The sequence below is a fragment of the Streptomyces sp. NBC_00775 genome, from assembly GCF_036347135.1.
Taxonomy (GTDB): Bacteria; Actinomycetota; Actinomycetes; order Streptomycetales; family Streptomycetaceae; genus Streptomyces; species Streptomyces lutosisoli.
Window position 1 is genome coordinate 2,767,737 of record NZ_CP108938.1, and the last position, 13,125, is coordinate 2,780,861.

General features: G+C 71.1%; 9 protein-coding genes and 1 riboswitch. Of the genes, 2 read left to right on the top strand and 7 right to left on the bottom strand.

Going from position 1 to position 13,125, the window contains the following annotated elements; translation table 11 throughout:
• Positions 1-23: 23 nt before the first annotated feature.
• The 3 genes from OIC96_RS12375 to OIC96_RS12385 all read right to left on the bottom strand — a co-directional run bounded on the left by OIC96_RS12375 (position 24) and on the right by OIC96_RS12385 (position 4,901).
• Complete coding sequence (locus OIC96_RS12375; protein ID WP_330307776.1) at positions 24-1,211, bottom strand: alkaline phosphatase family protein; 1,188 nt, start codon at positions 1,209-1,211, stop codon at positions 24-26.
• A complete protein-coding gene (locus OIC96_RS12380; RefSeq protein WP_330307775.1) occupies positions 1,211-1,798 on the bottom strand; it encodes a DUF5998 family protein in 588 nt (195 codons plus the stop codon). The genes OIC96_RS12375 and OIC96_RS12380 overlap by 1 nt, the downstream gene beginning before the upstream one ends.
• 127 nt (positions 1,799-1,925) lie before the next feature.
• Positions 1,926-4,901: a bifunctional acetate--CoA ligase family protein/GNAT family N-acetyltransferase gene (locus tag OIC96_RS12385; protein ID WP_330307774.1), complete on the bottom strand. Its 2,976-nt coding sequence runs from the start codon at positions 4,899-4,901 to the stop codon at positions 1,926-1,928.
• Positions 4,902-5,076: 175 nt separating this feature from the next.
• Here OIC96_RS12385 and OIC96_RS12390 point away from each other — a divergent pair, with 175 nt between their 5' ends.
• On the top strand, positions 5,077-5,358 hold the full coding sequence (locus OIC96_RS12390) for an HPr family phosphocarrier protein (protein ID WP_330307773.1): 282 nt from the start codon (positions 5,077-5,079) through the stop codon (positions 5,356-5,358).
• Between the two features lie 217 nt (positions 5,359-5,575).
• On the opposite strand, the gene OIC96_RS12395 is transcribed toward OIC96_RS12390, so the two are convergent.
• The 4 genes from OIC96_RS12395 to OIC96_RS12410 form a co-directional block, all read right to left on the bottom strand.
• Positions 5,576-6,271, bottom strand: a complete 696-nt coding sequence (locus OIC96_RS12395) for a GntR family transcriptional regulator (RefSeq protein ID WP_327432249.1) — start codon at positions 6,269-6,271, stop codon at positions 5,576-5,578.
• Between the two features lie 218 nt (positions 6,272-6,489).
• Positions 6,490-7,254: a M23 family metallopeptidase gene (locus OIC96_RS12400; protein ID WP_330307772.1), complete on the bottom strand. Its 765-nt coding sequence runs from the start codon at positions 7,252-7,254 to the stop codon at positions 6,490-6,492.
• 13 nt (positions 7,255-7,267) lie between these two features.
• A riboswitch (cyclic di-AMP (ydaO/yuaA leader) is annotated at positions 7,268-7,425 on the bottom strand.
• Positions 7,426-7,650: 225 nt separating this feature from the next.
• On the bottom strand, positions 7,651-9,039 hold the full coding sequence (locus OIC96_RS12405) for a M16 family metallopeptidase (protein WP_330307771.1): 1,389 nt from the start codon (positions 9,037-9,039) through the stop codon (positions 7,651-7,653).
• Entirely contained in the window at positions 9,036-10,391 is a 1,356-nt protein-coding gene (locus OIC96_RS12410) for a M16 family metallopeptidase (protein WP_330310316.1), read from the bottom strand. Before OIC96_RS12410 ends, OIC96_RS12405 begins: the two co-directional genes overlap by 4 nt.
• Before the next feature lie 263 nt (positions 10,392-10,654).
• On the opposite strand from OIC96_RS12410, the gene OIC96_RS12415 reads away from it, so the two are divergent.
• The gene (locus tag OIC96_RS12415) at positions 10,655-13,114 is read left to right on the top strand and encodes a DNA gyrase/topoisomerase IV subunit A (RefSeq protein WP_330307770.1); all 2,460 of its coding nucleotides are present in this window, start codon (positions 10,655-10,657) and stop codon (positions 13,112-13,114) included.
• Positions 13,115-13,125: the final 11 nt, after the last annotated feature.

Consider the following 13,125-nt stretch of genomic DNA (forward strand, 5'->3'; position numbering starts at 1 on the left):
AGGACTTCAGGCGGGCAAGGACTTCAGGAGCGTACTTGCAGGAGGGGCACGAGTTGCTCGACGGGGGTCATCGAGCCGTGGTTGCCGACCATCGCCGACTCCTTGGGCTCTCGCTCCGTCGCGATGATCAGGACGTCGTCGCGGGCCGCCGCCACGACGTCGCCGATCCGGGCGTACACCCGTTCGTCGACCTGGGGGCCGAACCAGCCCGCCGCGATCGCCTCGTCCCGCGAGGCCACCCAGAACTGCTCGCCGAGCACCTCGCGCCAGCAGGTCAGGACGTCCGCCTCGGCGCCCGGCACCGCGTAGACGTGCCGGGCACGGCCCTCGCCGCCGAGCAGGGCGACGCCGGCGCGCAGCTCCCAGTCCTCGTCGAAGTCGATGCGGTGCTGCTCGTCGAAGGGGATGTCGATCATGCCGTGGTCGGCGGTGACGTACAGGGCGGTACGCGGCGGCAGCTGCTCCGCGAGGCGCTGGACCAGGCGGTCGACGTACATGAGCTGGCCGCGCCAGGGGTCCGAGTCGACGCCGAAGCGGTGGCCCTTGCCGTCCACCTCGGCGTAGTACGTGTAGACCAACGAGCGGTCCCCGGCGGCCAGTTGTTCGGCCGCGAGGTCCATGCGCTCCTCGCCCGACAGGCGTCCGTGGAACGTTCCGCCGCTGAGGGCGATCTTCGTCAGCGGGGTGTTCTGGAAGGTCGGGGACGAGACCTGAGCGGTGTGCACGCCCGCTTCATGAGCGAGCTGGAAGACCGTGGGGTACGGCTGCCAGGCGCGCGGGTCCGTCCACGGGTTCCAGCGGAGCTGGTTCATCAGCTCGCCGGTCCGGGGGTTGCGCGCGGTGTAGCCGGGCAGGCCGTGCGCGCCGGGCGGCAGGCCCGTGCCGACCGAGGCGAGGGAGGTCGCGGTGGTCGCGGGGTAACCCGCGGTGATCGGACGGCCCGTGCCGCCTCGGGAGGACGCCAGGAGCGACGTCATGAAGGGGGCCTCGTCGGGGTGCGCCTTCAGCTGCTCCCAGCCGAGACCGTCTATCAGGAAGACGCAGTTCCGGTCGGCCTCGGTCAGCTCGGGTATGGCGGCGGTCATGCCGGGCACGGCCATGCCCGCGGCGAGCGTGGGCAGCAGGTCGGCCAGCGATCCGGCGCCGTACTCGGGGACGGGCGCCGAGTCGACGGCGAGCGGTTCCGGGTGGTCCCAGGTGGGCAGCGCCATCAGCGGGCGACGTCCGCGGTCGCCTCGGAGAGGGACTGCGCGAAGGCGAGGGCCTGGCGGACCGTCTCCGGGCCGTCCCCGGCCTCGCTGACGCGCAGGCTGAGGTCGTCCGCCGTCGAGTTGCCCGTGTAGCCGTGGTCCGCCTCGCAGTTGGGGTCGCCGCAGGCGGCGGGCTCCAGGTCGATGCGGGAGACGGCGCCCCAGCCGATGGTCAGGACGACCTCGCGGGGCAGTGTGCCCGGCGTGTACGACTCGGGGTTCGCGACGACACGGCTGACGACGACCGACGAGATACGGCCGAGCTTCACCGACTCGGTGGACGTCGTGGCGTACGGCGTCGGCGACGTGGTGTCCGCGTTCTGCTCGTCGGTGTGGCTCACGATGAAGCGGTTGCCGGTGAGGACGAGCACGGTGACGTGCCGCCGCACCTCGTTCGCGTCGAACGTGGTCTCCTGGTGGACCAGGTACGACCGGATGGCCTCGCCGCCGATCGCGGCCTCCACCGCCTCGGCCACGAGGGCCGGGTAGTAGCCGCTGCGCTCGATCGCCGCTCGCAGCCCCTGGGTCGTCGTACTGGTCTTGGCCATGACGTCCATCCTACGGGGGCCCACTGACTGCGAGGCACCGCTCGCGGGTGTCTGTCGTGGACGGAACAGAGACGGCACAGGGACGGCACAGATCCGGGGCGGGATCCGCGGATGGATCAGGTGCGGCTCAGATGACGGGAAGGGTCCGGGGGCCGAGGTCGTCACGGAGGGGTGCGCGTGCCAGCCGTACGGTCGCGCCCAGCACGCTCAGGCCGTGCGGGGCGACCACCACGGGCTCCAGCGACACCGCGACGACCTCCGGGTGGTCGTCGACCAGCCGGGACACCCGCAACATCAGCTCTTCGAGGGTGGCGGTGTCGACCGGAGCGGAGCCGCGCCAGCCGAACAGGAGCGGCGCCGTCCGGATCGACCGGACCAGCGACGCCGCGTCCCGGTCGGTGACCGGAATCAGCCGGTGCGCGGTGTCCCCGAGCAGCTCGGAGGCGGCCCCGGCGAGTCCGAACGAGAGCACCGCTCCGGCCGCCGGGTCGATGACGGCCCGTACGACCGTGTCGACCCCGCGCGGTGCCATCGCCTGCACGACGGGCCGCAGCTCCTCCGGCTTCCCGAACAGCTCGGTCAACTCCGCGTACGCCCGCCGCAGTTGCTCCTCGTCGGCCAGATCCAGCCGTACGCCGCCCAGGTCCGCGCGGTGCCGCAGATGCGGGGCGGTGGTCTTGAGGGCCACGGGGTAGCCGAGGGCGCCCGCGGCCGCCACGGCGTCGTCCGGCGTGGGCGCGGGCAGGGCACGGCGTACGTCGATGCCGTACCGCCCGAGCAGCACGCAGGTCTCCTCCATGCCGAGGGTCAGCCCCTCGCCCCGCTCGAGCAGCCCGTCGATCTGCCCTGCGGCCCCCTTCTCGTCGATGTCCTCGAACTCGGGCACCTTGCCGGGCTCAGCGGCGTCGCGCCGCCACTGGGCGTATCTGACGGCTTCAGCGAGAGCGCGAACGGCTCGTTCGGCGGCGGGGTAGGCGGGGATGAGACGGGAGTCAGGAGGGGTCGCGCCGGGGTCGGGCGGGACCGCGCCTGAGGTGGGCGGGGTGGCGCCTACGGCGGGGGGAGGTGCCGTGTCCGATGCGGCTCCGGCTCCGACGCCGGTTCCGGCTCCGGCTCTCGCTTCCCCGGTGCGCAGTCGTTCCGCAGGGCGCTGGGGGTCCCCCCGCTCGGGCGCAGCCGAGGGTGGGGGAGGTTGGGCACCGCCTGCAGCGCCGGGTGCCGTCGCAGCTCCCTGTGGTGCGGTACTGGCAGCAGCCGACAACGCCTCCGCCAGCCCGCCCAGCTCCACGTGCACCACCAGCACCGGCTTGGCCGGAGCCGCCGCGGCGGCGGACCGGAGCGCCTGCGCCAAGGCCTCATCGGCAGCCGACGTCTCCCCCACCGCCGGTATGGCGGTCACGACAACGGCATCACACCCGTTGTCGTCCAACGCCCGCGCCAGCGCCTCGCGAAAATCCTCCGCCGACGCCGCCGTCGTCAGATCCAGCGGCGGGAGCGGCCGCAGGCCTTGGGCCAGACACGCGTCGTACGTCAGCAGCCCCAGCGACTCCGAGTTCCCCAGGATCGCCACCCGGGGCCCAAGAGGGAGCGGCTGGCGCGCCAGCAGAAGCCCCGCGTCGACGAGCTCGGTGATCGTGTCGACCCGGATCACCCCGGCCTGCCGCAGCAACGCCGACACGGTGGTGTGCGGCAGCCGCGTGGCCCGTACGGCATGTCCCTGGGGAGCCGCCCCGCCATGGCGCGCCCCCTGGACCACGACGAGTGGCTTCGCCGCGGCCGTGCGCCGTGCCAGGCGGGTGAACTTGCGCGGGTTGCCGATGGATTCGAGGTACATCAGGACGACGTCGGTGTCCGGGTCGTCGTACCAGTACTGGAGCACGTCGTTGCCGGACACGTCCGCCCGGTTCCCGGAGGAGACGAAGGTGGACACGCCGGTCACGCCCGTGACACCGCCACCGCGCCGGTGCAGCCGGGACAGCAGGGCGATCCCGATCGCGCCGGACTGGGCGAACAGGCCTATCCGTCCGGGGCGCGGCATCTCCGGGGCGAGCGAGGCGTTGAGCCGCACGCCGGGGGACGTATTGATGACTCCGAAGGCGTTCGGTCCGATGATGCGCATCCCGTACGTACGCGCCTGGCGGACGAGCTCGCGCTGGCGCTCGCGCCCCTCGGGGCCGCTCTCGGCGTACCCGGCGGAGACGACCACGAGCCCCTGCACCCCGTGCTCGCCGCACTCGGCGACGGCCTCGGGGACGTACGGCGCGGGCACGGCGACGACGGCGAGGTCGACGGGCTCGTCGATCTCGCGGATGGAGCGGTGTGCGGGGACTCCGTCGAGTTCCTTCTCCTGGAGCGCCTTGTTCACCGCGTACAGGCGGCCGGTGAATCCGGCGTCACGGAGGTTGGTGAGGACGCTGCGGCCGACGCCGCCGGGTGTGCGGCCGGCGCCGATGACGGCGACGGAGCCGGGTGCGAGCAGCCGCTGCACGGACCGGGCCTCGGCACGCTGCTCCCGCGCGCGCTGCACGGCGAGCGAGCGGTCGGTGGGTTCGAGGTCGAACTCCAGGCGTACGACGCCGTCCTCGAAGTGCCGCTTCTGCTGGTACCCGGCGTCCGTGAACACCTTGATCATCTTGGTGTTGGCGGGCAGCACCTCGGCGGCAAAGCGGCGGATGTCACGCTCGCGCGCCACGGCCGCGATGTGTTCCAGGAGGGCCGAGGCGACGCCGCGGCCCTGGTGGGCGTCCTGCACGAGGAAGGCGACCTCGGCCTCGTCGGCGGGCGCGGAGGCGGGCAGGCCGTCGGCATTAATCCGGTCATAGCGTACGGTGGCGATGAACTCGCCGCCGACTGTGGCCGCGAGACCCACCCTGTCCACAAAGTCGTGGTGCGTGAAGCGGTGGACGTCCTTGGCGGACAGGCGCGGATACGGCGCGAAGAAGCGGTAGTACTTCGACTCGTCGGACACCTGCTCGTAGAAGCTGACCAGACGCTCGGCGTCATCAACGGTGATGGGCCTGATGCGTGCGGTGCCGCCGTCGCGCAGCACCACGTCGGCCTCCCAGTGAGCGGGGTACTCGTGCCGGTCCGACGAGGTCTGCATGGGCCCCAGAGTACGGCTCGCGTCCGACAACGGCGCGAGGCAGTCTGTGGAGGACGGAAGTCGGACCGAGGCCGCGGTCCGACGTCACTCCGGACGGGACGAAGTGCCGCCCGGGCATGCTTCACGATATGGGACACTGGTCTAGACAACCCTGAACACTGAAGGGCAGCATCACATGGCTGAGCGCCGCGTCAACGTCGGCTGGGCTGAGGGCCTCCACGCCCGTCCCGCCTCCATCTTCGTCCGGGCCGCCACGGCCTCCGGCATCCCCGTGACGATCGCCAAGGCCGACGGCAACCCCGTCAACGCGGCCTCCATGCTCGCGGTCCTCGGCCTGGGCGCCCAGGGCGGCGAGGAGATCGTCCTCGCCTCCGACGCCGAGGGTGCGGAAGCCGCCCTCGACCGTCTGGCGAAGCTGGTCGCCGAGGGTCTCGAGGAGCTCCCCGAGACCGTCTGAGCATCACGCGCACTGTGCGGCGGAGCCGCGTCACCCCATCCCGGGCGGCGCGGCTCCGCCGCTTTTCGGTACACCGTCCAGGAATTCTCCGCGCGCCGCCCGCGCACCTCGCGCCACACACACGGAAATAGCGCGCACCGGAATTCACGGCACGCGAAAAGAGGGGCAACAGAAATAGACCCCCGCCGAATATCCCTCTTTGTATACGGCGCCCTTGTTAATGCCGCAGGCCCGTCATGTTTACGGGATGTTGCGAAGTCCTCACACGTTCCGGACGATCTCCGCCGCCGGGAAACCGGAGCCGGTGCGCGGCCGAGGCGCGCTCGGTGTGCAGGGCCGTGATCGCCCTGGCCCGCTCGCTGTCGCCGCGCGCGACCGCGTCCACGATGCCGCCGTGCTCCGCCCAGGACTCCGCGGGGTTGGCCGGCGCCTCCACCGCGTACATCCAGGCGATCTTGTGCCGCAGCTGGCCGAGCGTGGAGGTCAGCGCGGGGCTTCCGGAGGCCTGCGCGAGGGTCTCGTGGAACCAGCCGCCCAGCGAGCGCAGATCCTCGCTGTGGCCCCTCCTGGCCCGCTCCTGACCCAGCCTGACCAGGCCTCGGAGCACCTTGAGGTGGGCCTCGGTACGGCGCTGCGCGGCCCGTGCGGCACCCAGCGGCTCAAGGAGCATGCGCATCTCGAGCAGGTCGGAGGCCTCCAGCTCGGTGGGCTCCGCGACGCACGCGCCCGCGTGCCGCCGGGTCACGACGAAGCCCTCGGCCTCCAGCGTGCGCAGCGCCTCGCGCACCGGGACGCGCGAGACGCCGTAGCGACGCGCGAGCAGTTCCTCGGTGAGCCGGCTCCCTCGCTCGTAGACACCCGCGACGATGTCGTCACGGATCGCCGTGCATACCGAGTGCGCCGGAATACGCATGACCGGACCTCCGCTTTAATCCCCGCGAAACGCCATCGATTGACGCTTGTTCAGTGACTCTATTGCAGGGAGCCGGAATTTCCGATGGCAGGCCGGAATCCAGGGATATTTTTTGGACAGACGGCCGTGCGAAACGACGATGCCCCGGCTCGGGGCCGGGGCATCGGAAGTGGTGGAGATCTGGTGAAGCGGTCGTCAGACGTTCACGCCGCCGAACGTCAGACGTTCACGCCGTGCGAGCGAAGGTAGGCGACGGGGTCGATGTCCGAGCCGTACTCCGCGGTCGTACGGGCCTCGAAGTGGAGGTGCGGCCCGGTGGTGTTGCCGGTGGCCCCGGAGAGGCCTATCTGCTGGCCCGGGGTGACCGTCTGCCCCACGGAGACGCCGATGGACGACAGGTGGCCGTACATCGTGTACGTGCCGTCGTGCATCTTGATGACGACCTGGTTGCCGTAGGCGCCGCCCCAGCCGGCCGTGACGACCGTGCCGGAACCCACGGAGTGCACCGAGGTGCCGGACGCGGCGTGGAAGTCGACGCCGGTGTGGCTGCCGGAGGACCAGAGGCTGCCGCCGGCCTTGTAGCCGGTGGAGATGTACGAGCCGGTGATCGGCACGACGAAGGTGTTGAGGCGCTTGCGCTCGGCGGCACGGGCGGCGCGCTCCTTGGCCTCGCGCTCCTTCTTCGCCTCCTCCGCGGCCTGCTTCCGGGCGGCCTGCTCGGCAGCCTTCTTCGCGGCGGCCTCGTCGGCGGCGTGCTGCTGGGCCGCGGCCTGGGCGTCGATCTTCTCGGCGAGGGAGTCGCCGATGGTGATGACGGGGGTGAGCCCGGTCTGCTCGACGGAGGACTCCGCGGCGAGCGCGGGGGCGGCCATGGTTCCGATGACACCGGTGGTGGCGAGCGCCGCGACGCCGACGGCGTTCGTGGTCGTGCGCTGCACGCGGCTCGGGCGACGGTGCTTCCCTGTGCCACAGGTGAACGCCATGTAGGGGCTGTTCCTTTCCTTCCTTCTCGCCTACCGGGTTAGCTGACGGGTTCGGAGCAGGAAGGTCTCCTACGGACCCCCTCCTGGGAGGGCGTCCGATTCACCCCAGGGACTACGTGGGTCCCCGGCTCCCCTGGCTCGCGCCGTACGGGGACTCGGCGATGACTGTCCGGTGCCGCGGGCGCGGCGCACTGCCTGACGAACAGCCGCACCGACGCTAATCGGGACATCTTTCAATCGACAAACGGATCACGGCTTTTGTAGCGCATGACACAGGGCAGACAGGCAACCTCCCTACCAATACGGACATCTTGGGGACGAAGTCCGGACAAAAGAAGACCCAGGTGACTCTTCAGTCACCCGGGTCCTCAGGGAGTGGCTCTGTTCCGCTCTGCTCTACTCGGCCCGGACGACGCTCACTTCACCGATTCCGAGGGCTTGGACGGGCTCCTCGATCTGCGCGGCGTCGCCCACCAGGACGGTCACCAGACGGTCCACCGGGAAAGCGCTCACGGCGGCCGCGGTGGCCTCCACGGTGCCGGTCGCGGCGAGCTGCTGATACAGCGTCGCCTGGTAGTCGTCCGGCAGGTACTGCTCGACCTGGTCGGCGAGCGTGCTCGCGACGGCCGCCGCGGTCTCGAACTTGAGGGGCGCCACACCCACCAGGTTCTGCACGGCGACATCGCGCTCGGCGTCCGTCAGGCCCTCGGCGGCGAGGGTGCGCAGCACCTTCCACAGGTCGTCGAGCGCCGGACCGGTGTTCGGGGTGTCCACGGAGCCGCTGATGGCGAGCATCGCGACGCCCGTGCCGTCCGGCGCGGCGCGCAGCACCTGGCCGAACGCCCGCACACCGTAGGTGTATCCCTTTTCCTCGCGCAGAACACGGTCCAGGCGCGAGGTGAGGGTGCCGCCGAGGCAGTACGTGCCGAGCACCTGGGCGGGCCACACGCGGTCGTGCCGATCGGCGCCGACGCGGCCGATGAGCAGCTGTGTCTGGACGGCGCCGGGCCGGTCCACGATGATCACGCGGCCGGTGTCGTCGGCGCTCACCGGCGGCACGGGACGCGGCTCGGCGGACGAGCCGGTCCAGGAGCCGAGCGTGTCGGCCAGCAGCGCGTCGAGGTCGACACCGGTGAGGTCACCGACGATGACCGCGGTACCCGTCGCGGGGCGAACGTGCTTCTCATAGAAGGCCCGTACGGCTGCCGAGTCGATCTTCTGGACGGTCTCCTCGGTGCCCTGGCGCGGGCGCGACATGCGCGCGGTCGCCGGGAACAGCTCCTTGGAGAGCTCCTTGGCGGCGCGGCGGGCCGGGTTGGCCGCCTCGTGCGGGATCTCGTCCAGGCGGTTGCGGACCAGTCGCTCCACCTCGCTGTCCGCGAACGCCGGTGCCCTCAGGGCGTCGGCGAGCAGACCGAGCGCCTTGGGGAGGCGCGAGACGGGGACTTCGAGGGACAGGCGTACGCCGGGGTGGTCGGCGTGTGCGTCGAGGGTGGCGCCGCAGCGCTCCAGCTCGGCGGCGAACTCCTCGGCGGAGTGCTTGTCGGTGCCCTCGGAGAACGAGCGCGCCATGATCGTGGCGATGCCGTCGAGGCCCGCGGGTTCGGCCTCCAGCGGCGCGGCGAGGATCACCTCGACGGCGACGACCTGCTGGCCGGGGCGGTGGCAGCGCAGGACGGTCAGACCGTTGTCGAGCGTGCCGCGCTCGGGCGACGGGAAGGCCCACGGCCTGGCCTCGCCGGCCTGGGGCTGCGGGTGGAAGTCCATGGTGGCGAGCTCGGTCACTTCGCCGCCTCCTCGTCGGTGTCTTCAGCGGCGTCAGTGTCTTCGGCGGTCTCGGCGGCGGTCGGTTCGTAGACGAGCACCGCGCGGTTGTCGGGGCGCAGGCGGGCCTTGGCGACCTCCTGGACCTCCTCGGCGGTGACGTCGAGGACGCGCCGCACGGCGGTCAGGGCGAGCTGCGGGTCGCCGAACAGGACGGCGAACCGGCACAGTTCGTCGGCGCGGCCCGCGACCGTGCCGAGCCGGTCCAGCCACTCGCGCTCCAACTGGGCCTGCGCGCGCTCCATTTCCTCGGCCGTGGGGCCCTCCTCGGCGAACCGGGCGAGCTCCTCGTCGACGGCGGCCTCGATGACCGGGACCTCGACATCGCCGGACGTCTTCACATCCAGCCACCCCAGGGAGGGAGCTCCGGCCAGGCGCAGCAGGCCGAACCCGGCCGCGACGGCGGTGCGGTCGCGGCGTACGAGCCGGTTGTAGAGCCGGGAGGACTCGCCGCCGCCGAGGACGGTGAGCGCCACGTCGGCCGCGTCGGACGCGCGCGTGCCGTCCTCCGGGAGCCGGTAGGCGGCCATCAGGGCGCGCGCCGGGACCTCCTCCTCGACGACCTCGCGCAGCTGCTCGCCCATGATGTCGGGCAGCGAGCCGTCACGCGGGGCGGGCTTGCCGTCGTGCCCGGGGATGGAGCCGAAGTACTTCTCGACCCAGGCGAGCGTCTGCTCCGGGTCGATGTCGCCGACGACCGACAGCACCGCGTTGTTGGGCGCGTAGTAGGTGCGGAAGAACGCGCGGGCGTCCTCCAGGGTGGCCGCGTCCAGGTCCGCCATCGACCCGATCGGGGTGTGGTGGTAGGGGTGGCCCTCGGGGTACGCAAGCGCGGTCAGCTTCTCGAACGCGGTGCCGTAGGGCACGTTGTCGTAGCGCTGCCGGCGTTCGTTCTTGACGACGTCCCGCTGGTTCTCCATGGACTCGTCGTCGAGCGCGGCGAGCAGCGAACCCATGCGGTCGGCCTCCAGCCAGAGCGCGAGCTCCAGCTGGTGGGTGGGCATGGTCTCGAAGTAGTTGGTCCGCTCGAAGCTCGTCGTGCCGTTGAGCGAACCGCCCGCGCCCTGGACGAGTTCGAAGTGGCCGTTGCCGTGGACCTGCTTGGAGCCCTGGAACATCAGGTGCTCGAAGAGGTGAGCAAGTCCGGTACGGCCCTTGACCTCGTGGCGCGAGCCGACGTCGTACCAGAGGCACACCGCCGCGACCGGGGTCAGGTGGTCCTCGGAGAGCACCACGCGAAGGCCGTTGGCCAGGCGGTGCTCGGTCGCTGTCAGGCCGCCGGAGCCTGCCTCAGCTGTGGCCGTGTGACCCATGGGCATGTACGTCCCTTCGATCGCGGAAACTGCGTAGTTCCTGTCGGTCCTGCCACTGTATGCAAGCGCGCCGACAGGTGGCGAAGTTCCCGCACCTCGTACGCCGAGAGCGAGACTCGCGTACGTCACAGCCGTGTCCCGGCAGACCCTCCGAGGGCCGCTACGGACGGGTCGCGGTCGGCGTTGTCAGTGGGGCGGTCCACAATGGTCCGCGTCAGATCCGTTCATGCCCCGGCAGAGACTGTGAAGGAGCCGCAGCAGCGATGGCCCGCCGCAGCACGAAGACCCCGCCGCCCGACGACTCGTACGAGGAGAAGATCCTCGACATCGACGTCGTGGACGAAATGCAGGGCTCCTTCCTCGAGTACGCGTACTCGGTCATCTACTCGCGAGCCCTGCCGGACGCGCGCGACGGCCTCAAGCCCGTGCACCGCCGCATCGTCTACCAGATGAACGAGATGGGCCTGCGCCCCGACCGCGGCTATGTGAAGTGCGCCCGCGTCGTCGGCGAGGTCATGGGTAAGCTCCACCCGCACGGCGACGCGTCGATCTACGACGCGCTGGTGCGCCTGGCGCAGCCCTTCTCCATGCGCCTGCCGCTGGTCGACGGCCACGGCAACTTCGGGTCGCTCGGCAACGACGACCCGCCGGCCGCCATGCGTTACACCGAGTGCCGGATGGCCGACGCGACGTCACTGATGACCGAGTCCATCGACGAGGACACGGTCAATTTCACGCCGAACTACGACGGCCAGGAGCAGGAACCGGACGTCCTCCCGGCGGCGTACCCGAACCTGCTGGTCAACGGCTCGTCCGGCATCGCCGTCGGTATGGCGACGAACATGCCGCCGCACAACCTCGGCGAGGTCATCGCCGCCGCCCGCCACCTCATCCGGTACCCGGGCGCCGACCTCGAGACGCTGATGAAGTTCGTCCCGGGCCCCGACCTGCCCACCGGCGGCCGGATCGTCGGCCTCACCGGGATCAGGGACGCGTACGAGTCGGGCCGCGGCACCTTCAAGATCCGCGCCACGGTGTCCGTGGAGGACGTGACGGCGCGCCGCAAGGGCCTGGTCGTCACCGAACTGCCCTTCACCGTCGGCCCGGAGAAGGTGATCGCCAAGATCAAGGACCTGGTCGGCGCCAAGAAGCTGCAGGGCATCGCCGATGTGAAGGACCTCACAGACCGTGCGCACGGGCTGCGTCTGGTCATCGAGATCAAGAACGGCTTCGTGCCGGAAGCGGTCCTGGAGCAGCTCTACAAGCTGACGCCGATGGAGGAGTCCTTCGGCATCAACAACGTGGCCCTGGTGGACGGCCAGCCGCTGACGCTGGGCCTCAAGGAGCTCCTGGAGGTCTACCTCGACCACCGCTTCGACGTCGTGCGCCGCCGCAGCGAGTTCCGCCGCGGCAAGAAGCGCGACCGGCTGCACCTGGTCGAGGGCCTCCTCGTCGCCCTTCTGGACATCGACGAGGTCATCCGTCTCATCCGCTCCAGCGAGAACTCGGCGCAGGCCAAGGAGCGCCTGATCGAGCACTTCTCGCTCTCCGAGATCCAGACGCAGTACATCCTGGACACGCCGCTGCGCCGCCTGACCAAGTTCGACCGCATCGAGCTGGAGTCGGAGCGCGACCGGCTCAACGGCGAGATCGACGAGCTGACCGGCATCCTGGATTCGGACTCCGAGCTGCGCAAGCTGGTCTCCGGCGAACTGGCCGCCGTGGCCAAGAAGTTCGGCACCGACCGGCGTACGGTTCTCCTGGAGTCCGCGGGCACCGTCGCCTCGGCGGTCCCGCTCCAGGTGGCGGACGACCCGTGCCGGGTGCTGCTGTCCTCGACGGGCCTCCTCGCCCGTACGGCCAACGGCGACCCCTTCGGGGAAGTCGAGGACGCCAAGCGCGCCAAGCACGACCTGATCGTCTCCGCAGTGCCCGCGACGGCCCGCGGCGAGGTCGGCGCGGTCACGTCCTCCGGTCGTCTGCTCCGCCTGAACGTCATCGACCTGCCGCAACTGCCGGAGACGGCGTCGGCGCCCAACCTCTCCGGGGGCGCGCCGATCTCGGAGTTCCTGTCCTCCCTGGAGGCGGACGAGTCGGTGGTCTGTCTGACGACGCTCGACGAGTCGTCGCCCGGCCTGGCGATCGGCACCGAGCAGGGTGTCGTCAAGCGTGTGGTGCCCGACTATCCCTCGAACAAGGAGGAGTTGGAGGTCATCACCCTCAAGGACGGCGACAAGATCGTCGGCGCGGTCGAGCTGCGCACCGGCGAGGAGGACCTGGTCTTCATCACGGACGACGCCCAGCTGCTGCGCTACCAGGCCTCGCAGGTCCGCCCGCAGGGCCGCGCGGCGGGCGGCATGGCGGGCATCAAGCTCACCGACGGCGCGAAGGTGATCTCCTTCACGGCGGTCGACCCGGCGGTGGACGCGGTGGTGTTCACGGTGGCGGGCTCGCGCGGCACGCTGGACGACTCCGTCCAGACCACGGCCAAGCTCACCCCGTTCGACCAGTACCCGCGCAAGGGCCGCGCCACGGGCGGCGTGCGCTGCCAGCGGTTCCTGAAGGGCGAGGACTGCCTGTCGCTGGGCTGGGCCGGCCCGGCACCGGCGCGGGCCGCGCAGCGGAACGGCACGCCCGCCGAGCTGCCGGAGATGGACCCGCGCCGGGACGGCTCGGGCGTGTCCCTGGCGAAGACGGTGGCGGTGGTGGCGGGCCCGGTGTAACCCCTGGCCGG

Excerpts from the sequence above, each read along its gene's own strand:
- OIC96_RS12385 (WP_330307774.1), bottom strand. The coding sequence starts at position 4,901 with ATGCAGACCTCGTCGGACCGGCACGAGTACCCCGCTCACTGGGAGGCC.
- OIC96_RS12395 (WP_327432249.1), bottom strand. The coding sequence starts at position 6,271 with ATGCGTATTCCGGCGCACTCGGTATGCACGGCGATCCGTGACGACATC.
- OIC96_RS12380 (WP_330307775.1), bottom strand. The coding sequence starts at position 1,798 with ATGGCCAAGACCAGTACGACGACCCAGGGGCTGCGAGCGGCGATCGAG.
- OIC96_RS12415 (WP_330307770.1), top strand. The coding sequence starts at position 10,655 with ATGGCCCGCCGCAGCACGAAGACCCCGCCGCCCGACGACTCGTACGAG.
- OIC96_RS12375 (WP_330307776.1), bottom strand. The coding sequence starts at position 1,211 with ATGGCGCTGCCCACCTGGGACCACCCGGAACCGCTCGCCGTCGACTCG.
- OIC96_RS12390 (WP_330307773.1), top strand. The coding sequence starts at position 5,077 with ATGGCTGAGCGCCGCGTCAACGTCGGCTGGGCTGAGGGCCTCCACGCC.
- OIC96_RS12400 (WP_330307772.1), bottom strand. The coding sequence starts at position 7,254 with ATGGCGTTCACCTGTGGCACAGGGAAGCACCGTCGCCCGAGCCGCGTG.
- OIC96_RS12410 (WP_330310316.1), bottom strand. The coding sequence starts at position 10,391 with ATGGGTCACACGGCCACAGCTGAGGCAGGCTCCGGCGGCCTGACAGCG.